Origin of the sequence: Neobacillus novalis NBRC 102450 (assembly GCF_001591805.1) — a bacterium.
Lineage (GTDB): Bacteria > Bacillota > Bacilli > Bacillales > Cytobacillaceae > Neobacillus > Neobacillus novalis.
On sequence record NZ_BCVP01000010.1, the window covers coordinates 104,941 to 128,268 of the forward strand.

Sequence of the window (23,328 nt, forward strand, 5' to 3'; positions counted from 1 at the left end):
TTATTAGATTAATTAAAATATATGATGTTGTTGTCGAAATGTCAACGAAATAATTCAACGGTGTACAGAATGTTTTTGAAAAAATTCTCCGTCAGGAAACACAGTATTATTTTTTGATAATTCAATCGTTTTATTGAAAATAAAATTATTGTAAAATATATTTATTTTAAAATATTTAGTAGAAATAATGCGATTCGATTGTATAAGGCTTTTTAATATTTACAATGTGAGGTATGCCCACGCGACCATTCTCTGGGATAGTATTTTTTCCGTTGGCAGTCAGTTGGTGCAAATCTTCTCTTTCCCATTATGGAAAAAATGGGCAGAACAGAAATCAAACACATTAATGCTTGTCTGGGTAGCAGCCGGGATGGCTACAGCACCGTTTTTAACGGTATTGTCTACTAATCTCATCTATCTAACCTTCGTGCAAATGACATCGGGTTTCTTTGTATCTGGAACCATGCTGTTGTTGTTCAACCTCCTGTTGGAACAATCTCCAAAGGAAAAGAGGACATACTGTATTACCACCTATAATGTCCTGTTATCGTTTGTCGCCTTTATGGCACCGCAAATCGGAATCTGGCTTTTAGAAACAATCGGAATGCAAAAATAAATGGGAATAATTTCCTTATTTAGATTTATGAGTTCGCTTGTCTTCCTACTCATGTATATTAAATTTTTGAAAAGTAAAAAAGGTTTAGGAAAAATACAAATATAACGATGCTAAGTTTCATATTTTAGAAGGTGAGTTGATTTTTAGAAAAACAGGGGGGAGAAACATGATTATAATCAATCATCAACCTGTCAAGCTCGATGAGCTCCTTTCTAGTGTTTCAAATGCTGAACAGAAAAACATCCTTAAACAAATGGCCGCCTTTAATGAAAATTATCAATATCGCACTGTTGACCAATTAAAATTCGAACTTCTATTTAGGTCGAATACGATGAAAGCAGCTCGGGAGCTGAACAAAAGCGGTGCGAAGTTTACCACGTTTAGCTATGCATTCTGCAATAAAAAGTATTGGGATCGCTTAGGGAACGGCGGCTTTCTCTTAAAGCCTGATGTTCGTCCTTCTGTCGCCATTTTAGACATTATTAAAAATGGAAAGCTATACGCCTTTGAGTGCTCTACTGGGATTGCTATTGTTTTATATCTCGCTGCACTATATTCGATCGGAGAAGAGAGGTTTAATATCCTGTTTGCCAGGCTTTATTTGATGGATTGGCAATTTGATGATGACCTGCCGATACACCAGAAAAATGGGGATGATTACCTGCCTGGGGATGTCCTCCATTTCAATAATCCCGACTTTGATCCGAAACAGCCATGGTGGCGTGCTGAAAATGTGATTTATTTTGGTGACGATCAATACTACGGACATGGGGTGGGGATCCAAAATGCAAAAACCATTATTGACTTTTTGAATAAAAAACGAAAAACCGAACCGAAGACGTCAGCTTACCTAATGAGTATGATTACAAGGCCCCATTATCAATTGATTTTTTACTAAAAAAAGCTTGGGATTGGGATACTTTCCCTTGCCAAGCTTCTATTTTTTATTTAAGACGGCTGCACCGGCGGGACAAGCTTGATTTCCCGGTTGGCATAAATAGCCTCTATTTCAGCGGATTGTAACAACGTTTGAATCTCATTCGCAGGCAGTTTCATGGCCACGCCATTAAGGGCAGCTGTATAGGTATGGACAATGCGATAGGGAATTTGCTTTTCGCCTAAATACTTTTCCGAGTCCTTAAGAAACCGTTCATGACTATCCTTGACGTCCTGTTCCGCTTGTTCCAATGTTAATGGAATTCCACTTGCTTCTGCCAAGGCGACAGCCGTTTTTGCCGGTTTTGTTTTGAAGTTAATAATGATCGTTACCTCTGCCGGGCTATTCATATTAATCTTAGGGTCAATATAAATATTCTGCGTCACAACCTCTTCCCCCTTCGGTTCTTCTTGTTCTTCCTGTTCTTCCATTGGTTCAGTCTGTACTTCTTTATCCCGTTTATTTTGTGAAAAAAATACACCAAAGCCTACCAAAGACAGCAGACAAAAAACCAGTAAAACCTTTCCCCCTTTTCGCAAATCCATACCCCCTTCCATAAATAGGTTTAATTATACGCTACTACTCTTAACCACTAATTGCAATTTGCTTCCATTATTTTTTTCATAGGGGTTCTATAAAATGAACTGCGGTGTCAGGCACCGCTCGTGGACAAATGTCCGCGTACGGTGGACATATATGGTGCCTGACACCCAATTGATCTTAGAAATTGATAAAGGCATCCTTTGCTTTTATTTCTTGTTTGATCATTTTTGTACTTTTTAACCATTCCGCGACCTCTTCCCAGGTTTCTCTGTCTTGGGAACCGAATGGTTTGTCTTTTGCGTCCATCAGCGGGAGGAGGATTTGTAGGCTTTTCGTTTCAATATCCTTTTCCAGTGGGGACGTTTTCTCTTCATGCCCCATTAATAAAGACAACCCTTCTACTGGGTGATCAACAACAAATTGTTGTCCCTTCGTAATGGCAGCGATAAATTTTTTAAATACTTCTGGTTTTGCTTTTAACCCTTTTTCACTAGCCACCAAAACCAATTCATAATAATCCGGAACCCCATAGTCTGCAGGATTTAAGGTACGCATCGGGTGGCCTTCTTTTTCCAACAATAATTTCTCATGATTGATAAATCCACCCATCAGGGCATCAGTTTTTTTAGTTGCCATCGCGGGGATTAAATCCCAGCCGACATCAACCATCTTTACCTTCTTCACATCCCCGCCATCTGACTCCATCATCGTTTGAATAATTGCTTCATCTAATGGAATTGCTGGGTAGCCTATTGTTTTGCCTGTTAAATCCTTCGGAGAATGGATTGGCCCTTCTTTGGGTACCATTAATTGATTTAATGGATGGCGAACAATTGCAGCAAATGATAGCACGGGAATATCCTCACTGCGCGCCACCAGCACCTGTGGCTGATAGCTGATCGCCATGTCAATTTTTTCAGCCGCAACAAGTCTAAGAGGATCATTGGTATCAGCTGGCATTTGGATTTCCACTTCCAACCCTTGTTCGTTAAAATAGCCCTTTTCTTTAGCAACATATAGGAAGGAGTGCACTGCATTTGGATACCAGTCCAGCATTAAACTCACTTTTTGTAAATTAACAGCATTACTAGAGGTTTTATCTGAATCCCCTTTCCCACATGCACTTACTAGAAGTATCAAAAAACAAATCATAATCAAAAATCTTTTTTTCACTTGTGAAATCATCCTCTCAAGTTGCGAATTTTATTTTTTAATAACTGTTTTTCTATGAAACTAATCAATAAAAACAGTACAATGCCCAACAATGACAGCAGGAAAATCGCGGCAAACACTGCATCCGCTTGTAAATTTCCTGACATTCGCCTGCTGAAGTAGCCTAAGCCAACACTAGCACCAAGCCATTCACCGATGGTTGCTCCGACAACACAATAAACGGCAGCCATCTTCACCCCAGACAGGATAACTGGCAAGGCCATCGGCACCTGAATTTTTTTAAAAATTGCCCAGCGATTAGCACCCATTGTGAGCAGTAAGTCACGGTATTCCTTCCCTCCCGACTTCAGCCCGTCATATGTACTTACAACGATTGGAAAAATGGAGATTAAAATCGTCACGGCGATTTTGCTCCAGATAGAATATCCGAACCACATGATAAAAATCGGCGAAATCGCTATCAGCGGGATGGTTTGTGAAATAACCAGAAACGGGTACACTATTTTCTCTAAGGCACGGGAAAAATGCATTCCCGCGCCAAGCAACAGGCCGCCTGTAAGAGATATTCCAAAACCACTCAAAACCTCTAGTAGGGTTGCGGGCAAATGTTCTTGCAATAGGAGCTGCCTGTTTTCTATAAGTGACCGCCAGATTGCCGAAGGAGACGGTAATATGAAGGGGGGCACCAACCCTTTCGTCACAACCCACTCCCAAACGCTTACTAACATAATGGCAACAAGTAGGAAAAGACCATAATCCCTCAGCCATTTTTTCCAGTTAATTTTCATCGTGAATCAGCCGCTCCAGTTCTTGTCTCATCGTGATAAATTCTGATTGATAGATTATTTCCGTGCTTCTTGGACGCGAAAGACTCACCTTTACTTCTTGCAAACTCTCCCGACCAAGCAAATAAATCCGGTCGCTTAACAGAATGGCTTCCTCTAAATCATGGGTGATGAACAATACCGTCTTTTGTAATTCGCCCCACAGCCCTAATAGCCAGCTGTGCATGTTCCGTTTCGTCAGCGAATCAAGTGCCCCAAACGGTTCGTCTAACAATAAAAGGTCCTTACCCGTCATGATGGTTCTTAAAAAAGCGGCCCGCTGCCTCATCCCGCCGGAAAGTTCATCCGGATAGGATTTTTCGACTTCTGCCAAACCAAAGCGGCCTAACCATTCTCGAATCTGAGGAATTTTCCGCTGACGATTTTCCTTTGACACCTCAAGTGGCAGCAAGACATTGTCTAAAACTGTTCGCCATGGTAATAGCAAATCCTTTTGCGGCATATAGCCTACTTTGCCTAACCTGTTTTCAGTATTTTCGCCATTGATCCGGATTTCCCCCTGGTCTGGCTCTAGTAAACCAGTAATTAATTGAAAAAGGGTGCTTTTTCCAGAACCGCTTGCACCGATAATAGAAACAAATTCACCCACTTTTACATCCATTGAGATTTTTTGAAAAATGGGTCTAGCATTTTCAAAAGCGTATGTAAGTTTTTCGATTGATAACATTAATGGGTTAGACAGGCCAATCCTCTCCCTCGTAAACCATATCCCAGAACATGTATTCAAAGCGGGAAGTCGTCAGGAAATGTTCTTCTAAAATCGCTAACTCCCGTTCTGGCTTTCCTTCTGTCAAATGATTTAACAACTCAATAAGCCAAATGGCAAGTGAACCAAATTCATTTGAGGAATACGTTTTTATCCAATCACCATACAGAGGATGTTCACTAGCAGTTGGATATTTATTTGCTAGCATCTTGCTAATCTCCCAATAGCTCCACATACAAGGCAGCAGTGCTGAGATTAATTCCTCAAGCGTTCCATTTTGAGCGACATTCAGCATATAGCGTGTATAGGCTAAGTTGATGGGATACGGCTTTGTTTCCTCGAGCTGTTGCCGGGTAATGCCGAATTTGGTAGCGTACCCACGGTGCAATTCCATTTCTCCATGCAATGTTTCATGAAGCAGCTTTGCGAAAACTGCCATTGTGTCAAGCTCCCTCGCTTTAACCGAACCCAATGCAAACAACTTGGAATAGTCTATTAAGAACACGTAATCCTGCTTCATATACCGGATAAATGATTCTACTGGGAGGTCTCCCTTGCCTAATCCGATAACAAATGGATGTTGATGGGTTTTCTCCCATATTTCTTTTACCTTTTCATGTAGACGCAACGAAAATTTCATGATTACTCCCTTATTTTGTGTATTTACCTTCATGTATTGCCTTTTGCCGGACTGAATTCCTGAAAAATCTCCTTTGTTCTAACGAGCCAACCCGTCTATCGGCGAATTTTGAGATCCTATCAGCGAATTTGCCGTTTCAATCAGCGAATCTACACATCCAACCATATTTTAACGTGTGCTTAGTTTTTAATAGATTTACCAGCCATAATTAAAACTTTCTTTCTTAAGAAAATCGTTAATATCACCAACCCCAACAGAGCTCCAGCGAACGAGCTAAAGATAAATAAGGGGATGAACCCAAAAAGGGTTGCTTCTTTTCCAAGTAAAAGTGTTGCAACAGGATAACAGAGAATGGCACCGAATATTCCCGTTCCAATTACTTCACCAATAAAAGCCAGATAGATTTTTCTAGTTTTTAAGAATAAAATCGATGCTAGCAGTGCCCCGACCATACTTCCCGGAAAGGCAAACATGGAACCGGTTCCCATCAAATTTCTGAGCAGGGAGACACAAAAGGCTTGGGCGACAGCGTAAAAGGGACCTAATAACACAGCTGACAAAACGTTTAGAAAATGTTGCATTGGAAAGACCTTCGTAAATCCAATTGGAATAGATACTATGGAACTGGAAATCGTGCCAATCGCAATCATCATTGCCGTAAGCGTCAGTTTATACGTTTTGTTCACTCCATTTTTCCTCCTCAACAATATTTCTTAATACACTTGCTGCAACCATTGGTGAATCTGCCTGGCTGATGGCAGTAATCACGGAAACTCCGTCTGCGCCAGCTTTAATGACAGAGGCAGCATTTTCACTTGTGATTCCGCCGATTCCTACGATTGGAACGGTGTAACCCTCCATTCTTAATGTTTGAATGAGTGTTGTCCCCCGTGACTGCCTTGCGTCCAACTTCGTTTTTGTCGGGAAAACAGGTCCAATCCCAAAATAATCGGCGCCATCTCTAAGGGCAATCCTAGCCTCTTCTGTGGTATGTACGGAAACACCAAGGATTTTGTCGCCAATCCTCTCCCTTACCGTTTTCACTGGCTCATCCTCCTGCCCGATATGAACACCATCTGCCTCAATCTCCAGCGCCAATTCGATATCGTCATTGACAATGAACGGAATCTGGTGCTTTTTGCAGATTGCCTGGAATTCTTTGGCAAGTGCGTATTTTTCCAGTCCCATTAATCCCCCTTCTCCCTTTTCACGGAACTGAAAAAGGGTAATTCCACCTGCAATGGCTTCCTTTAATACTTGTATTGGATTTTTCCTGCAGTTCGTACTGCCCATGATAAAATAAACACTTAATGCCTCACGCAAGTATTTCATGATCCCGCCAACTCCTTTATGTATTTTCTTTTTCGATAGGCCCAGTGGTTCGTGGGTCCATTTCCCTGACCAATCACTAATCCATCTTCAATTGCTGCTTGAATAAAATCCTTCCCAGTTAAAACAGCTTGATAAACGTTGGAGCCTCTAGCCAATTCAGCAGTTATAACGGCTGAGAAAGTGCACCCTGTTCCATGTGTGTTCATTGTTTGGATACGCTTGCTTGTAAAAGTGTAGAACTCGGCACCATCAAATAATAAATCAGTTGATTCAGATTCATTTTCATCATGACCGCCTTTGATAACGATATTTTTCACACCAATATCATAAAGTCGTTTGGCTGCCTCCTTCTTATCCTCATATGTCCGGATCACCATGTCAGTCAGCACTTCCGCCTCAGGAATATTTGGAGTCACTACTTTCGCCAGCGGCAATAAGCTCCTTTTCATGGAAAAGATAGCTTCCTGCTGCAGCAAGGAGGCGCCGCCTTTTGCAATCATCACAGGGTCGACAACCACGTTCTCCCATTGATATTTTTCGAGTTGTTCCGAAACGGTCTCGATGATTTCTGCGCTAAAAAGCATTCCTGTTTTCACGGCGTCCGTTCCGATATCCTGTCCGATGGCCTCAATCTGTTTGGCAACTGCCTCAACCGTCATCGGATATACCGCATGAACTCCCAATGTATTTTGGGCCGTGATAGCAGTCAAAACCGACATGCCGTAAACCTCTAATTCTTGAAATGTCTTCAAATCAGCCTGAATCCCAGCCCCTCCGCCGCTATCGGATCCCGCGATTGTTAATGCCTTTTTCATATTACATTCCTCCGCTCATTTTTTTAAAAGAAGCATATAAATTAACGTCTTCTCCCGAAACCAATGACAATTGATTTAAAAATTCGATTTGGAAACTGCCCGGTCCCAGTTCCGCTGTTTTCTGTGCTGCCTGTTCCGCTGCAATGCCATAGTAAGCTAGTGCAGCTACAGATGCCGTGAGCAGGTCCTTTTCCACTCCTGCAAAAGCTCCAATTACAGAAGTTAATAGGCAGCCGGTACCTGTTACTTTTGTCAAAATCGAGTGTCCGTTGGCAACTACATATGTCGCTTCCCCGTCTGACACGACATCCTCCTTTCCGGTTACGACGACGACACAATTTAATTTTTGGGCAGCGGTGATGGCGAGATCAAGGAGGTTCCCTTTAGCATCGCCTGCATCAACGCCTTTAATTTCCCAATCCTCACCAACGACATTGGCGATTTCGGCGCCATTCCCTCTAATCACTGAAACCTTGAGTTCATTCATGATTTTTTGTGCAGTTTCTGTTCGGTACCGCGTTGCTCCGGCGCCAACCGGGTCAAAAATGACGGGAATATCGTGCCAATTGGCGGCTTTTCCAGCCAGAATCATTGCCTCTACCGTTTGCGAATTTAACGTGCCAATATTCAAAACTAGTGAACTAGCAATCTGTGCCATATCCGCTGCCTCTTCGACGGCATTGGCCATGACGGGTGATGCACCAAGAGCAAGAAGCCCATTCGCCGTAAAATTCGTAACGACAACATTTGTTATATTATGTACAAGCGGGTTTACCTCCCTTACTTTTTGTAAAGTCTCGGATAAGTTGATTTTTTCCATTTTAATCTCTCCCTTTTTAAAAAAATAAAAAAACCAGATCCCCTAAAAAGGACCTGGTTAGTAAGCATGCGAATAAAATAAATTCACTTAACTACTTTCCTACGCTGGTATTACCCAGATCAGGTCCGAAGGGTTAAAAACTAAACGTTTTCTCTCAGCCTGATAACAGGGCACCCCTAGTAGATATTTCACTTATTAAATTATGTTCATCTTAACGCTGATTAATTTGGAAGTAAAGGAAATTGTTCCAATGATTAAGCACTTTTGGGAAAAGCTTAAAAACATTGCAGGATAAAACCATTTAAGCACATAAAAATGCTCTGAACTTTTTAAGGTTCTGAGCATTTTTTAATCTTCCTTATTCAACATAAACTCCTGGTAGGTAAATATCAGGTTTCACTTACCTTTAGTTTATTTTTTTTGAATAAGACCAAAACCAAGTCCTACAGGGTCCACCAAGTATGCAAGATAAAAATTATCAAACTCCATTTTATCTCGCACTATCATCGCACCATTGTTTTTAGCATTAGAAATAGCCTCATCAATTGAATCGACTTCAATTTGAATACGAGTTCCATTAGCATAATCATTTGGTCCTCTTCCGATTCCTCCATCAATTCCAGGTTTTATATTTTTTCCAGTCGTAACAGCCCAATAATCCCATTTAGGTTCGGCTATTTCCCAACCAAAAACTTTTGAATAAAATTCCGCTGCTTTCTCAGGTTCTTGGCTATTTAGTTCAAATCCAATTACTTTTCCCATTCGCCACCATCTCCTTTTTTAGCTTTTCGCGAAATCCATAAGATCTTTTAGTTCATTTGTAAAACCCTTTACCGCACGATGATCGACCACGGTGACAGGGACACCCATAAAGCCGAGGTTCTCCACTTCCTTTTGATATTGCGAATTGGCTGACACGTTTCTGGCTTCAAATGGAATCCCTTCTTGTGTCAGTACTTGTTTGACCATATCACATTCAATACAGTCGTTTGTCGTATAAACAATGACCTGTTTTTTCATTAATCGATTTCCCCTCTTTCTAGGTTTTTCGCAGGTTATGTATGAAATTGGAGAAGCCGTCCCTGAACTCGATAATTGTCAGTTCTTGCGCTTTCCCAAGCAATAATTTCATTATAAACAATGAACGATAAAATACTATAATAACAGTACAAAAGAAACAAACACATCAAAAACCCGAGATTCACTCAAAGGAATTACAAAAAAAACCAAAATGTCCACCTGGGGTGGACATTTTACCGAAAGTGTCTTTTTGTGGTGCCTGACACCCCTTCTCTCGCCCTACTGGGTCTAGGAGTTATTGCAGTTTGCATGAATGGGCCGGTATATTTTTTTGATGAATTTATTCATTAAATCCGGCAGTATTTTTTTGCGTCTTGTCACTAGCGCTGTGACCATCGCCTTTTTTTCATCTTTTGACACATTCCAGTCATCAGGGATTACTTCAACAATTTCTTCTATTAATAAAATGGGAATGGTTTGAATGACATCCAATTGCTCGAAAAATGGTTCCTCCTCTTCGATAAAGGAAGCCATTATTTGGTGGGTTGCACTTTTAAGCAATTCAACGGGGAGATGATCAAGCTCAGCCTCCAGCCAACTGTATGATCCGAAAATTTCCGCCTGATCAATAATCCATAATTGGTAAGAATTTGCGGTTTCTTCACGCAAAAGAATGTTCTTCCGCGTGCGGTCACGATTACAAAGCCAGTAATCTAGTAAAATGATTCCTGCTAACGTCTGGTGATTGTTAATCTGGCGAACATTGGAAACCTGATGACCATCCAAACAATCAGGAACATACAGCGAAGCAAATTGATGTTGTGCATGGCTCATCTCTCTAAGTTCGGGCACTTGTGCCGAGAATTCTGGAGGAATTTCGATTATTTTCGCAAAGGGAATCGGGAGTCCAAGGTATCTTCCTAAGCCATATCCGACCCATTCATTTGGTAATGATTTTTCAAAACCAGGCTGAAAATATTTCACGACATAGTCTTTACCATCACTAAAAGTGATTAAATGAGCATTCGATTTTCCTTCTAGTTTCCTAAGATAAGTAATGGGTTCGATCATTAAGGCTTCACCTCATCATTGCCAAGAGTATCCGCCTTGACTAATTTTTGCAATAAGCTGATATATTGTTCCGCTACCACTTGAATCGCGAACATCTCTTCCACCCTTTGAATGGCAGCTTGTGACATTTGTTGATGTACTTCCGATTCGTTGATAATCCCATAAATTTGATTGACAGCATCCTCGACGTTTTGACCTCGATAAAGCAGTCCGGTTTCTCCATTTACAACGAGTTCATTAATTGGCATAATATTGGAGGCAACTACAGGCACACCGCATACCATTGATTCGATAAAGGTATTGCCGAATGATTCGGCTTTAGTAGTGGCGAGTGTGCAGCCGCCTGATTGACGGATTTTTGCATAAACATGAGGCATTTGCTGATAGGGAATGACAGGAAACCACTTGATAATTTCAGCGAGTTCTTCCTCTTGCCATACAGCGGCGAATTCTTCACGCTGGACACTTTGCGCTCCGCCAATCACCCAAATTTCGATATCATCACGTTCACTGTTTATCTTTTTGGCGACCTCAATCAACATTGGCCAGTTTTTCCGCTTGTCTAGCCTGCCAATCCAGCCGATAATCTTTTTACCTGTCGTCATTGTGGGAGTGCTGTCGAAGTCAATTTCCTCATCCGATAATGCTCGAAAAAAAGAGGTATCAACGCCATTATGGATAACGTGGATTGGAATGTCCTCAGTAAGAATAGAGACCAAACGCCTTTGATATTGTGAAGGAACGATAATTAGTTCCGGCTGAATTCCTTTGAATGTTTTTAAATGGGGCTGGAGTTTGATCAGCTCAGGTGTGCGAGCTTCAATAAAAACAGGACCTTTATATTTGGCCTTTCGGATCCATTTATAAGCGGCTCCTGTGTCGACAACAATGATGGCGTCATAGGCATTTTCCTTAATAATCTTAATAATCTTGCGTTCATCTTTTGTTAAATAAACTTTGGCGACATCCTGCATAATATGGAGCCCGCCGTGGTCGGTCGTATAGAGAAACTCAGTTTCAATTTCCTTCTTTTTAAAATAAATCGCACGATTTCGCCATCCGGCATTGACACCGCCAACAGTGAGCAGCCGCCAGATTACAAGTACTTTCATTTTGTCAGCTCCTTGTATGATTGGGTCCTCTCCTCATTGTGTGCGGCTTTTGTGTTCGCCTGTCTTCTTATTAGCGATTAAACTCCCTGGAACAACCGATGATTTATTTATGGAGCAAACTTTTGCGCCTGCCACTTAGACGTTCACGGTATTTTTCCCCTTCATATCGTTTTACCCCATGGTGATGTTTATCATGCGGGCGCCGAATTTCCCCTTCAAATCGTCTTTCTCCTTTACGGCCTTTGTCCCTGTCTCGATCCCTGTCTCGTTCACTGCCGCGTGTTAGTCCCTGCACAAGTGAATCCCAATATTGATCGATTTTTTCCATTACTGCTTCAGGGTCCTTTCCGCGAGCAAGCATCGTTTTGATCCATTCCTCCTTGAACACCTTATGGACTAAGCCCTGTAATTGATTAACGTATTTTTCCTCTTCCTCAGTTGTTAACAACTTTTTACTGAGTTTTTTCAATGTCTCTTTGTTAGGTTTTTCCGGAAGTAGTATTTGGTAAATTTGATGGGATATCTCTTCCAACCGAATGTAGTGCAGCCATTCCTCATATAGATCGGGGGCCATTTCTTGTACATGTGTTAAAAATAATGCTTTATTTTCATCCCCTAACGAATTCAATAATTTCCTTGGATACGGATATACACGGTCGCGCCAAACCGTCCTGGCCACATCAATCACTTTTAGGCTGCCATCCTCTTGCACATAAATTTGCCGCTTATGATGATCAATCCGTTCAAAACCAATTTCTTTAAATGTGATTAACATCTCAATTAGTTTGGAGGAAAGTGCTGGCGTTAGTGGCTGGGATTGCAGGTATTCACGGACATCGACCCCTCTAACAATATCCATCGCAATATAGAGCTGCCCTTTTGCATGTATTTTGGGAAAAAGCTCTGTCTTCTGTCCTAGCGATAAGGCATAGTGTTCCCGATCACAATCTTCTGCGTTACCAAACACTTTCACGCAAATATCGTCAGAAACTTGAAATACCGCTCCTTGACGTCCTTTACCGATCATGTGTAAGGGTGAATGATTTACTACTTCGACGTCCGCGTTTACCACATTTAAAACTTGGATATCTTTAATCCAATCTTTTAGTTGTTTAGTATCCATATAAACCTCCTTTAAATCTTATAAAAATAAGCAAACAATCGTTGATCGTAAGCCAATTTACTCATGTCCGTTTATCTTCAGACCTGATTAAAAGCTTAACTGATAAAAACCTATCATTTTTAAGTCCTGTCCTCTTTAATATTTAATTCATGGATGTAAGAAAATGTATAGGCAAGCGGCTAAAAAACGAAAAAACTATAAGGGGCATCTTTACTGCGCTCCGTCCCCTTATCCAGAAAAAAAAACACCACTCGAGAATTTCGAACGGTGGTTGATATTTTTTCGAGATGTTGGAAATGACCAATTCGGTCTAATATCTTTATCTGGTGCCTGACACCAGCTTAGAGTAGTATGTAAGCAATTGGTGCCGTAATTAAGATGGTAAGTACGACCCTTTCGAACCAAATGACGACAAGCTTGCCAATGGTAAGCGGAATTTCTGTTGAAAGAATACATGGTACAACTGCTGAGAAGAAAATAATCGATGACACAGAAACGACCGCAATGACAAACTTAGTGACTAATGCTGTTTTTGTCACTAAAAGCGCGGGCAAGAACATTTCTGCAATTCCTACAGCACTCGCTTTTGAAGCCAGCATCGCATCAGGAAGCTGAACAAGTTTTGCAAATGGATAGAAAATGTATCCTAACCAGTCAAATACAGGGGTAAACTCCACCAGGATAAGGCCAAGTAAGCCAACAGACATGATCGAAGGCAGGATGCCCATTGTCATGACAAAACCATCTTTCAGGTTGTCCCAAATATTTTTTCCAAGACTTGATGATTCATTTGCTGTAATCATTGCTTCCTTCCAAGCAGTTTTAACACGATCTTTTTTAATAAGGACCTCTTGGTCGCCTTCCATATCCTGATAGTAAGCTTCACTCATTTTCGATAATGGCCATATCCGGACTGTAACCGCAGTCACAATAAAGGTTACGACAAATGTGACCCAAAAGTAGGTGTTCCATATATTCATTAAATCCAGCGTCTTGGCCACTACAATCATAAAAGTCGCAGACACAGTCGAGAAACCTGTTGCAATGATGGCAGCTTCTTTAATACTGTATTTCCCTTCCTTAAAAACGCGGTTGGTAATCAGCAGTCCAATCGAGTAACTGCCAACAAACGAAGCAACCGCATCGATGGCTGATCTACCTGGCGTTTTCCATACCGGTCTCATGACTGGCTGCATGAATATTCCGACAAATTCAAGCAGGCCATAACCTACTAATAAAGCAAGAAAAACAGATCCAATGGGGACTAATAATCCGACGGAAATAACTAGCTTGTTAAATAAAAACGGGGCCATATCAGGATCAAAAAACCACTTAGGGCCCACATTAAAGACGAACATTGCACCTGCACCGAATCCAAAAACCTTCAAAATAGAAAAAACTAAGGTAACCTTATCCTTATTCCATGTTTTCTTATAAAACGGATAAACAGCTCCCAATAAAATCACTAAAAGGGCGTAATAAGGCAAAACTCCTGGAGCTGCTGCTTGGATAAAGGAAACAATATGATCGAGCATAATCGAAGATTTCCCATTCAACGTAATCGGAACAAAAAACACAAAAATACCAATGGCACTAAAAACAAAGAATTTTATAATATTCATCATATTGCTATTTTGTAATTCTGTTTGATTTGCATTAACTAACGGCTGATTTTCCATTCTCCATCCCCCTAAATAATACTCCCTCGTTCACACCATTCCAATAATTAGGTATTTGTCCACCTGGGGTGGACAAATACCTCGAAATGTCTTTCTGTGGTGCCTGACACCACCTACTATCGCAACATTACCCCTGTTAAAAAGGTTAAAAATACGTGGGTGCCTAGTTTGACGGTTGGCTGGGCTTGTGTGTCTTTGAGCGGATCGAGGCAGACGATGTCCATGGCGTTCACTTTTGGATGACTGGCGGCTGCCAGCACTCCGTCCAGCAGTTCAGCGGTTGTCATGCCCCCCGGCGTTGAGGCCGGTACCCCTGGGGCATACGCGATATCAAGGACATCCATATCCACTGTTAAGTAAATCGTATCCACTTTTGCTGCCAGCTCCGCTAAACATTGGCGGGTTGTATCCTCGATGCCTTTTTTCCTTGCGTTCCGAAGTGTAATATAATTGACACCGTGTTCATCGGCGTACTGCTTTAAATCCTTTGTGTTAAAAAAACCATGCAGACCAATATTGTACATATCAGAGCCCTTGACCACACCACTATCAATCAAATTACGCATCGGTGTGCCGTTCGATGGGCCATTATCGGTCATATCCCGTAAATCAAAATGAGTATCAAACTGGAGGATGCCGATTTTTTCAGCAGGCTTCGCTTGCTGCAATCCCTTGACCATCATCGCAGTAATCGAATGATCGCCGCCAATCGCACAAACCTTGGCGCTTTCAAAATGGTGATGTAGTGCCGCAGACGCTTCAATGATATTCTCATGACAGCGCCGGATATCTGTGACGTGCATGGGAACATCGCCGGCATCCACCGCACTCCTCTCTGACAAATCAACGTCTTCATCCAGATTATAGGTTGTAAAACCCTTCCAAGCGCGGCGGAAGGCATCTGGAAATTCGGATGCCCCCGAAGCGCTGATTGATGAACGGGAAAGCGGGACGCCTACTACGACAAAATCGACATTGCTTTTCTCTGGATTTAAGTCAGCAGTCAAGGGCTGAATCCATTCGTGAACCTTGGAAACAACAGCCCCCTGTTCCGGTCTCACCCATGTAAAGCTCGAAGGATTTAGTTTAGGATAGAGAAAGCTCTTCAACTAAATGCCCTCCCCTGACAACCACCTGACCATTTTTCACAACCGTATCCGTATGATTCACGCCATACGAGTATTGCAGTTTCATATAATTCTCGACGTTAAAAATCGTCACGTCACCTTTTTTGCCGACTTCTAAACTGCCAATCTCGCCGCCTCTGCTTATCGCATGTGCCGCATTAATCGTCGTCGCCGTGATAACTTCTGCAGGTGTCATCCCCATTTTTAAACAGCCTAGATTCATAATAAATGGCAGCGATACGGTCGGTGATGAGCCGGGATTACAATCGGTAGACAATGCCACTGGCACCCCTAAATCAACCATTTTCCGACCATTCGCAGACTCTGCCATTAAAAAGTAAGCCGTTCCAGGGAGCAAGACAGCGACTACCCCCTTCTCAGCCATTGCCTTCATGCCTTTTTCCGATGCTTTTAATAAATGGTCAGCGGAAACCGCTCCAACTTCTGCGGCGAGTTCTGCCCCTTCATATGGTTCAATTTCATCGGCATGGATTTTCGCCAGCAGCCCGTGGCGCTTGCCAGTCTCCAGAATCTTCCTGGATTGCTCCGGTGTAAACACACCATGCTCACAGAAGACATCGTTAAATTCCGCAAGCCCAAGTTCGGCCACCTTCGGAATCATTTCCTCAATCAGGAGCCGTACAAACTCATCCGGCTGATCCTTATATTCCTTCGGGATCGCATGAGCCCCCATAAAGGTTGGAACAATATCGACCACATGCTTTTCATTCAGCTGCTTTGCCACTTCCAGCTGCTTTAGCTCGGTTTCCCATTCCATCCCATAACCGCTTTTTGCTTCAACCGTCGTTACGCCATGGCGCAGGAATTGATTCAATCGTTCGAAGCTTTCGTGAAAAAGTTCTTCATGAGTAGCGGCCTGTGTCCGTCTTGTTGTCGCATGGATGCCGCCGCCGGCGTTCATAATCTCCATGTAGGTAGAACCCTGCAGGCGCATATTAAACTCATTTTCCCTGCTCCCGGCAAAAACAAGATGGGTATGCGGGTCAATAAGTCCTGGTGTCACAAGCTTTCCGCTCGCATCGACCACCTCTGCTTCAGACAATCGCGCTTCGTATTTCGCAGCAAGTTCTTCATCCGTACCAACCGCCTGAATGACGCCGTCCTCAATCCAGATACTGCCGTTTTCAATGATGCCAAGCTCAGACATCTCACCCATTACACGGGGAGCATGGGAGCTCCCCTGTAAAGTGACAAGCTGATTCGCGTTTCTGATAAAAATGGCTCTACTCAATTCCAACATCCTCTCAGTCTATTAGTCTTGTTGCAGCATTGGCATCTTGATGCCCTTTTCCTTAGCCGTCTTAATCGCCAGCTCATAGCCAGCATCCGCATGACGGACAACCCCCATACCAGGATCCGTAGTTAAAACCCGCTCAAGGCGAACTTCCGCATCCTTCGTTCCATCCGCAACAATCACCATTCCGGAGTGCTGAGAATAACCCATGCCAACACCGCCGCCATGGTGCAGAGACACCCAGCTGGCGCCGCCAACGGCATTGATCATCGCATTCAAAATTGGCCAGTCAGAAACGGCATCACTGCCATCCCGCATTGCTTCTGTTTCCCTGTTTGGCGAGGCAACAGAACCTGCATCCAAATGATCGCGGCCAATGACGATTGGAGCAGAAACCTCACCAGAAGCAACCATGTCATTGATCACTTTACCAAAACGGGCCCGGTCGCCGTAGCCAAGCCAGCAAATCCGTGCCGGCAGCCCTTGGAAGCTGATTTTTTCTTGGGCCATTCTCACCCATTTGCATAAATGTTCGTCTTCTTTAAACTCACGGAGCAATGCTTCGTCAATCTTGCGAATATCTTCAGGGTCACCTGAAAGTGCAGCCCAGCGGAACGGTCCTTTTCCTTCACAGAATAACGGGCGGATATAGGCGGGAACAAAGCCTGGGAAGTCAAACGCGTTTTCCACGCCTTCGTCCTTCGCCACTTGACGGATATTGTTACCATAATCAAACGTAACTGCGCCTATTTCCTGCATTTTCAACATCGCCTGCACATGAACAGCCATACTTTGCTTCGCAAGCTTCACAAAACCAGCCGGGTCTGCTTTACGCATTGCTGCTGCTTTTTCTAATGTAAAGCCAATTGGAAGATAGCCATTTAATGGATCGTGCGCCGAGGTTTGATCCGTTAAGACATCTGGATTGAAGCCTTTTTCAATCATTAATGGTAACATTTCAGCTGCATTTCCTATTAAACCAATCGATAACGGCTTTCCGGCCGCCTTCGCCTCCTGAGCCATTTTTAACGCTTCATCAAGGTCAGTTGTTTTCACATCGAGGTAAGCGGTTTCAATCCGGCGGTCAATTCTTGTCTCATCGACATCAATCGCTAAGCAAACCCCATCGTTCATCGTGACCGCTAAAGGCTGCGCACCGCCCATGCCGCCAAGGCCTGCCGTTAAAGTAATCGTGTGTTTTAAGGTTCCGCCATATTCTTGACGGGCAAGCTCGGCAAATGTTTCATAGGTTCCTTGGACTATCCCCTGGCTGCCGATATAAATCCAGCTTCCTGCGGTCATTTGTCCGTACATCATCAAGCCCTTTTTATCAAGCTCATGGAAATGCTCCCAATTCGCCCAAGCCGGTACGAGGTTGGAGTTGGCTAGTAACACACGCGGTGCATCCTTGTGGGATTTCCAAACAGCCACTGGTTTACCAGATTGAATTAATAAGGTCTCGTCGTTTTCCAATTCAAGCAGCGTTTTCACAATGGCATCATATGACGCCCAGTTCCGGGCTGCCTTGCCAATGCCGCCGTAAACGACTAAATCCTCTGGTCTTTCAGCAACCTCCTGATCAAGATTGTTCATCAGCATCCGAAGCGCGGCCTCTTGAATCCAGCCCTTTGCGTGTAATTCAGTTCCTTGATAGTTTTTAATCACTCGTGGTTTTGCCGTATTAGTTTCCATTATCGCCACTCCTTTGTTAACTTTATTTACCTATATTATAAAAATTAAATCTTCTGAAAAAAACCGTTGAAAACATAGATAAACGGTAGTATTTTTAGCTATAGATAGATAATATGGGCTTGGCATAACTAATAAAAGATAATATTTTTAGAAATTAGTATTATTTTTGCAAAAAATAGACTCAAGTTTCATTCTGAGCCTATCTTTCCGTACAACGTATTCACTTTTTTCATTCGGAATTCCCGCGGTGACGACCCGCTCAGCTTCTTAAAGATTCTGCTAAAATAATTTGAATTTTGATAACCGACAAGAGCGGATATTTCTTTAACTGGCTTGTTTGTCTCCAATAATAACCGTTTCGCTTCCTTTATCCTTATGCCGGCCAAAACATCTGTAAAGCTTGAGTTTGTGCTCGATGCAAGCAGATGGCTGAAATAGGAAGGATTGCGGTCCACATATTTTGCAACATCTTCAAGACGAAGGCTGCTATTGGAAAAATTATCCTCAATGAACACCATTGCCCGTTCAATCGGATCCTGCTTCAGGTTTTGAATGCTTCTTTTGGCACCTACAAAAAGTCTTTGATTAAACAAAATCAAGTTTTGAACGGTTCGATAAAGAACGGTGTCATATAAAATCGAATTGAAAATATAGCGGTATTCCCGTTCAAACTCTTGGTTGTCATGAAGATTATACGTTTTCATAAATCTTCTTACTTGAGCGAGAATGCTTGTCAGCCTAATCCTTACTAAGCCAGGGTCTGGAAAGGGATTTAATTGTAAAAACTCGTCATAAAGCCACTTTTTTATTTTTTCCAAAGCAAAGTTTGCTAGCATGTCGACCCATTCACGCTGTTCTGGCGGCGTTAAAAAGGGATCGGTGTGAACCCAATCCGGCGGATCGTCAAACTCTACGATCTGCTGATATCCCTTGTAATAGGTGAGCTCGAGCATTTTTCTAGTTTGTAAATATTTTTGATTTAAGTTAAGCGTTTGGGATTGCCCTTTGTGAATAACAATCGCCAGCGGGTCAGAAAACTCCTCCTCCCACCTTCTCATCACTTTTTGGCACTGTTCCGTTATATTCGTACAAGTTTCTTGAAATAAAAGGATAACCATATCACTCAAAGGGAAAATCCCTTGAATGCTTTTGAATGGATATTCTGTTAAAAAAGAATGCAGCGTGTGAATCGTTTCATTACTTTCCGTTTGAAAAGCCGCAATGTGGTAGTTCTCTGCGCTAGCCGCCTGGGAGAGAAATAAGGCTTCATAGGAAACTTCTTTATGATAATAGCTAGAATGGAAGCTTCCACCCGGACTATTTTTTGCAGTTAGTTTTCGTGAAGCTTTTTGATAGGCTGCTTTTACTTTGGTTGTTGAAAAAGGTTTTATCATCAGATCAAGTGCCTGCATGTCAATCGCCAAGCGCGCCTTTTCAAAGGTTGCTTCCGCACTCGTTAACAATAAAACGGGGGTGTAAATCTGCATCAGCTCTCGAAAGGTTGACCACTCTTCTTTACTGATCATATCAAGTTCCATTAAGACCACATCAGGTGTTTCCTTCTCAAACAAAACGATAAATTCCTGATAATCCGTTGCCAAAAAAATGTTCGTCACTGGGATGGAAGAGGTTTTTAACAGCCATTTTAACCCCTCGCGCTCATTCAAATCCCGATCAGCAATCAGCCATTTCCCTTCCATAAGGCCCACACCCCTTCCCTACAATTATACATAAAACGGCGAAACAGCACGATACGAATGATTTCTTCCATAAGTGTAAACGATAAGAACAAAATCCGAGGAGTGAGCTCATGCGCAAGAATTTTATTTTAGCAGTCATTATTGCCGCTTTCTATCCCGTTAATTTAGTGTTTGCAAACACCCTTGAATGGAATGAACCGATTCGGGGCATTTACGTCAAAGCCGCAAATACAAGTGGCCCTCCGTTCAATCAATTACTTAACCTTGTCAACCGGACCGACCTAAATGCAATGGTTATTGATATTAAGGATGACAATGGCAATCTCACGTTCAATCCTGGGATAAATTCACGGTACTACGCTGCCAGTCGAGCCTATATTAATAATCCACGAAGCCTGATTCAGACGTTAAAGAAGAATCATATTTATCCGATCGCGAGAATGGTTGTTTTTAAGGACAAGGTCCTAGCAAATTCGAACCCTAACTGGACTTTTAAGAACGCGCAAGGGATTTGGCGGAGTTCCCGCGGTGATTCGTTTACAAACCCCTTTCAAAAAGAGGTTTGGGACTATAATATCGGGATGGCAATTGAAGCCGCCAACATTGGCTTTAAAGAAATCCAATTTGATTATGTCAGATTCCCTGAGAAGTTTGAATCGATTGAGGGGTCGCTTACCTACACTGGGAAAGGGAGCAATCGCGCTGCCGCCGTGACTGAATTCGTTAAATATGCAAAGAAAAAATTAAAGCCTTATGGAGTGAAGATGTCTGTTGATACATTTGGAAATGCCACGGTGATTCCGGAAGCAAGTGGAATCGGACAAAATTTTTCCGAAATCGCTCGGCATGTGGATGTGATTTCAGCAATGATCTATCCAAGTCATTGGACGGGCAGTTTCGGGATTGCCAAACCTGATTTAGAGCCCTATAGGCTAGTTGAGGAATATGCAAAGATTGAAAATAATCGGTTGAAGAAATTACCCGCACCACCTACATCTAGGCCCTGGCTACAAGATTTCACCGCTGCCTGGCTTGGAAAAGGGAATTTTAAGGTGTACGGCAAACAAGAAATCGAAGATCAGATTCGCGGCTTGCATGCGCAGGGAATCAATGAATTTTTATTATGGAACGCCGCCAACAGCTATACAAAAAACGTCGACTATACACCTTATTAATAGAAAGGCCAAATACACAATTGATGAATATTTGGCCTTTTTTCTTGATTCGGCTGGTGGAGAATAAGAGTTTCTAGGCTTTCGGTTGTCGCCCAGAGAAAATGATCCCGAAAATAACACCGAAAAGCACCATCAAAAAATGGATGGTTCCCGTTGAAAGTGAAAGAAACTTGACAGTCATCCCATACCCATCATGAACCAGGCTAAATAGAAGCCGGTGGAGCATAGGCTGGTAAACAAGGAAATAAGGAATCAGGATAAGTGGAACTGCCCGCCAATTATGACCAATCAAATATTTGGTGAGTAGAAAATAAATAATCGCAAACAAAAAGCCAAACCCGTAAACAAACCAGTTAATATATTGCATGGCACGACCCGGAGAATCCAAAAACGCCAAAACATTTATATAAACAACCCAAAAAAGCGCAAATAAAACACCAAGCCCCTGTGACCTAACAAAAAACCTCAACTTCAAACCTCCCTACACAATAGGAAATAATTTTACCACAACATGGGTGTCAGGCACCACAAAAAGACATTTGTCCACGTGGAGAGGACACTAAAAAAAGGAAATAATCTTCAGAAAGAAAAAAAAGACAGGCGGGTTGTCAACGGCCTGTCTGTCCTTTTTTACCTATTTTTTTGTGTGCCGATTAGCCTACGTTTAGGCCGAAGTCTGTGGCGATGCGGCCAAGGCCGCCTTGGTAGCCCGAACCGACTGCAGAGAATTTCCACTCGCCGTTGTGGCGGTATAGTTCCCCAACGATGATGGCAGTCTCAACAGAAAAATCTTCTCCCAAATCGTAACGAATGATTTCTTGATTGGTATCTTCGTTTACAATTCGGCAAAATGCATTCGACACTTGTCCAAAGTTTTGGCTCCGTGCTTCAGCATCATGAATCGTAATGACGAACGAAATTTTTTCCACCTGAGCAGGAACAGCACTTAAGCTAACTTTTACCTGCTCATCATCGCCTTCCCCTTCACCCGTGCGGTTATCACCTGTATGTAATACGGAACCATTTCCGCCTTCAAGCTGATTATAGAAAATAAAATCACGGTCTGAAGCACATTTTCCATTTGCATCTAGTAAAAACACACTTGCATCTAAATCGAAATCGTTGCCGCCATCATAGCGATTCGTGTCCCAGCCAAGACCAACAACGACCTTCGACAAACCTGGATTCGTTTTCGTTAAATCTACCTTTTGACCTTTAGACAATGAGATTGCCATAAAAACACCCTTTCGAATTTTACTTTTTTATGTAACTTTCTAATAAAATAGAAAGCCAATAACAAAATAGACCCACATTACTGATTATAGACTAAAAAATAAATCAAATCCTAAAATTACAATACCTTCTTAAGTGTACAAAAACCAGCAATATTTTGCTACCATTATATTCATGATTATCCTGCCATTTCATCGCCAATTAGGTTAAGAGTAGAGAAATTTGGTTAAATTAAGAAAGTCAAACTTCGAATATGATAGTTGTGCTATAATGAACTATTAGCAAAACGGGTTTACCGTTTATATTAAGCAGGGAGCGATTCTTTCAGATGATAAAAATTGAAATACCTAATCCGGATATCGTGATTACGAAAAAGAACCAAGTTGGCGAAAAGGTTGAAGCACCGCTAAGCAGTGAATATGGCTTTACAGATTATCATAAGATTCCAAGGGATAAAGGCGGAATCATCTTATTTTTCAATGCGGATGACGAATTAATGTATGTGGGCAAAGCCAGAAAATTAAGACCAAGGGTAAAGCGGCATTTTGAAGATACTGTTTCCCCCATTAAATCGTATCGAGATGAAGTTTACAAGATTGCCGTCATTGTTGTCGATAATCCGATGGAGCGAGAAATATACGAAACCTATGCGATTAATACGCTTCATGCAAAATACAATGTGGACAAGGTTTTCTATAAGTAATTCACTATAGT

The 23,328-nt window shown here is 42.2% G+C and carries 25 protein-coding genes and 1 riboswitch; of the genes, 4 read left to right on the plus strand and 21 right to left on the minus strand.

What is annotated here, in order from left to right; translation table 11 throughout:
* The first annotated feature begins 187 nt into the window (after positions 1 to 187).
* On the plus strand, positions 188 to 616 hold the full coding sequence (locus BANVL01_RS26660) for an MFS transporter (protein WP_174524278.1): 429 nt from the start codon (positions 188 to 190) through the stop codon (positions 614 to 616).
* Positions 617 to 782: 166 nt separating this feature from the next.
* Positions 783 to 1,514 (plus strand): protein-glutamine gamma-glutamyltransferase, encoded by a 732-nt coding sequence (locus BANVL01_RS08415; protein WP_066086371.1) that lies wholly within the window; start codon positions 783 to 785, stop codon positions 1,512 to 1,514.
* Between the two features lie 50 nt (positions 1,515 to 1,564).
* Here the strand turns inward: BANVL01_RS08415 and BANVL01_RS08420 are convergent, their stop codons facing one another.
* The 19 genes from BANVL01_RS08420 to BANVL01_RS08510 form a co-directional block, all read right to left on the minus strand.
* Positions 1,565 to 2,092, minus strand: a complete 528-nt coding sequence (locus tag BANVL01_RS08420) for a protease inhibitor I9 family protein (RefSeq protein ID WP_235845514.1) — start codon at positions 2,090 to 2,092, stop codon at positions 1,565 to 1,567.
* Positions 2,093 to 2,273: 181 nt separating this feature from the next.
* A complete protein-coding gene (locus tag BANVL01_RS08425; protein ID WP_066096414.1) occupies positions 2,274 to 3,269 on the minus strand; it encodes an ABC transporter substrate-binding protein in 996 nt (331 codons plus the stop codon).
* Between the two features lie 8 nt (positions 3,270 to 3,277).
* Complete coding sequence (locus BANVL01_RS08430; protein ID WP_082804915.1) at positions 3,278 to 4,057, minus strand: ABC transporter permease; 780 nt, start codon at positions 4,055 to 4,057, stop codon at positions 3,278 to 3,280.
* Positions 4,047 to 4,781 carry an ABC transporter ATP-binding protein gene (locus BANVL01_RS08435; RefSeq protein WP_066086367.1) on the minus strand — a complete coding sequence of 245 codons (735 nt, stop codon included), beginning with the start codon at positions 4,779 to 4,781 and terminating at the stop codon, positions 4,047 to 4,049. Before BANVL01_RS08435 ends, BANVL01_RS08430 begins: the two co-directional genes overlap by 11 nt.
* A gap of 7 nt (positions 4,782 to 4,788) precedes the next feature.
* On the minus strand, positions 4,789 to 5,460 hold the full coding sequence (gene tenA, locus BANVL01_RS08440) for a thiaminase II (RefSeq protein WP_066096411.1): 672 nt from the start codon (positions 5,458 to 5,460) through the stop codon (positions 4,789 to 4,791).
* A gap of 179 nt (positions 5,461 to 5,639) precedes the next feature.
* Positions 5,640 to 6,146, minus strand: a complete 507-nt coding sequence (thiW, locus tag BANVL01_RS08445; RefSeq protein ID WP_082804916.1) for an energy coupling factor transporter S component ThiW — start codon at positions 6,144 to 6,146, stop codon at positions 5,640 to 5,642.
* Positions 6,130 to 6,792, minus strand: a complete 663-nt coding sequence (gene thiE, locus BANVL01_RS08450; protein WP_066086364.1) for a thiamine phosphate synthase — start codon at positions 6,790 to 6,792, stop codon at positions 6,130 to 6,132. Before thiE ends, thiW begins: the two co-directional genes overlap by 17 nt.
* Positions 6,789 to 7,607, minus strand: a complete 819-nt coding sequence (gene thiD / locus BANVL01_RS08455) for a bifunctional hydroxymethylpyrimidine kinase/phosphomethylpyrimidine kinase (RefSeq protein ID WP_066086360.1) — start codon at positions 7,605 to 7,607, stop codon at positions 6,789 to 6,791. The genes thiE and thiD overlap by 4 nt, the downstream gene beginning before the upstream one ends.
* Position 7,608: 1 nt before the next feature.
* The gene (gene thiM / locus BANVL01_RS08460) at positions 7,609 to 8,427 is read right to left on the minus strand and encodes a hydroxyethylthiazole kinase (protein WP_156482230.1); all 819 of its coding nucleotides are present in this window, start codon (positions 8,425 to 8,427) and stop codon (positions 7,609 to 7,611) included.
* Between the two features lie 79 nt (positions 8,428 to 8,506).
* Positions 8,507 to 8,615: riboswitch (TPP riboswitch) on the minus strand.
* Positions 8,616 to 8,838: 223 nt separating this feature from the next.
* Positions 8,839 to 9,189, minus strand: a complete 351-nt coding sequence (locus tag BANVL01_RS08465; protein ID WP_066086354.1) for a VOC family protein — start codon at positions 9,187 to 9,189, stop codon at positions 8,839 to 8,841.
* Positions 9,190 to 9,207: 18 nt separating this feature from the next.
* Complete coding sequence (locus tag BANVL01_RS08470) at positions 9,208 to 9,447, minus strand: glutaredoxin family protein (protein ID WP_066086351.1); 240 nt, start codon at positions 9,445 to 9,447, stop codon at positions 9,208 to 9,210.
* Positions 9,448 to 9,735: 288 nt separating this feature from the next.
* Positions 9,736 to 10,518: a HipA family kinase gene (locus BANVL01_RS08475; RefSeq protein ID WP_066086348.1), complete on the minus strand. Its 783-nt coding sequence runs from the start codon at positions 10,516 to 10,518 to the stop codon at positions 9,736 to 9,738.
* Entirely contained in the window at positions 10,518 to 11,630 is a 1,113-nt protein-coding gene (locus tag BANVL01_RS08480) for a glycosyltransferase family 4 protein (RefSeq protein ID WP_066086347.1), read from the minus strand. The genes BANVL01_RS08475 and BANVL01_RS08480 overlap by 1 nt, the downstream gene beginning before the upstream one ends.
* A gap of 103 nt (positions 11,631 to 11,733) precedes the next feature.
* Positions 11,734 to 12,753: a hypothetical protein gene (locus BANVL01_RS08485; RefSeq protein ID WP_066086346.1), complete on the minus strand. Its 1,020-nt coding sequence runs from the start codon at positions 12,751 to 12,753 to the stop codon at positions 11,734 to 11,736.
* Positions 12,754 to 13,094: 341 nt separating this feature from the next.
* Positions 13,095 to 14,378 (minus strand): YjiH family protein, encoded by a 1,284-nt coding sequence (locus tag BANVL01_RS08490; protein WP_235845520.1) that lies wholly within the window; start codon positions 14,376 to 14,378, stop codon positions 13,095 to 13,097.
* Positions 14,379 to 14,548: 170 nt separating this feature from the next.
* Positions 14,549 to 15,541, minus strand: coding sequence for an agmatinase family protein (locus BANVL01_RS08495; protein WP_066086342.1), 993 nt, complete (start codon positions 15,539 to 15,541; stop codon positions 14,549 to 14,551).
* Positions 15,519 to 16,811, minus strand: a complete 1,293-nt coding sequence (gene hutI, locus BANVL01_RS08500; RefSeq protein WP_066086338.1) for an imidazolonepropionase — start codon at positions 16,809 to 16,811, stop codon at positions 15,519 to 15,521. Before hutI ends, BANVL01_RS08495 begins: the two co-directional genes overlap by 23 nt.
* A gap of 21 nt (positions 16,812 to 16,832) precedes the next feature.
* On the minus strand, positions 16,833 to 18,506 hold the full coding sequence (gene hutU / locus BANVL01_RS08505) for a urocanate hydratase (protein WP_066086335.1): 1,674 nt from the start codon (positions 18,504 to 18,506) through the stop codon (positions 16,833 to 16,835).
* 188 nt (positions 18,507 to 18,694) lie between these two features.
* A complete protein-coding gene (locus BANVL01_RS08510) occupies positions 18,695 to 20,206 on the minus strand; it encodes a helix-turn-helix domain-containing protein (RefSeq protein WP_066086330.1) in 1,512 nt (503 codons plus the stop codon).
* A 110-nt stretch (positions 20,207 to 20,316) separates the two neighbouring features.
* On the opposite strand from BANVL01_RS08510, the gene BANVL01_RS08515 reads away from it, so the two are divergent.
* Positions 20,317 to 21,381, plus strand: a complete 1,065-nt coding sequence (locus BANVL01_RS08515; protein WP_066086326.1) for a putative glycoside hydrolase — start codon at positions 20,317 to 20,319, stop codon at positions 21,379 to 21,381.
* Between the two features lie 73 nt (positions 21,382 to 21,454).
* On the opposite strand, the gene BANVL01_RS08520 is transcribed toward BANVL01_RS08515, so the two are convergent.
* Positions 21,455 to 21,850, minus strand: a complete 396-nt coding sequence (locus BANVL01_RS08520; protein WP_066086323.1) for a hypothetical protein — start codon at positions 21,848 to 21,850, stop codon at positions 21,455 to 21,457.
* A 184-nt stretch (positions 21,851 to 22,034) separates the two neighbouring features.
* On the minus strand, positions 22,035 to 22,616 hold the full coding sequence (locus tag BANVL01_RS08525; RefSeq protein WP_066086318.1) for a TerD family protein: 582 nt from the start codon (positions 22,614 to 22,616) through the stop codon (positions 22,035 to 22,037).
* A 326-nt stretch (positions 22,617 to 22,942) separates the two neighbouring features.
* Between BANVL01_RS08525 and BANVL01_RS08530 the strand changes: the two genes are divergently transcribed.
* Positions 22,943 to 23,317 (plus strand): nucleotide excision repair endonuclease, encoded by a 375-nt coding sequence (locus BANVL01_RS08530; protein ID WP_066086313.1) that lies wholly within the window; start codon positions 22,943 to 22,945, stop codon positions 23,315 to 23,317.
* The last annotated feature ends 11 nt before the right edge of the window (positions 23,318 to 23,328 follow it).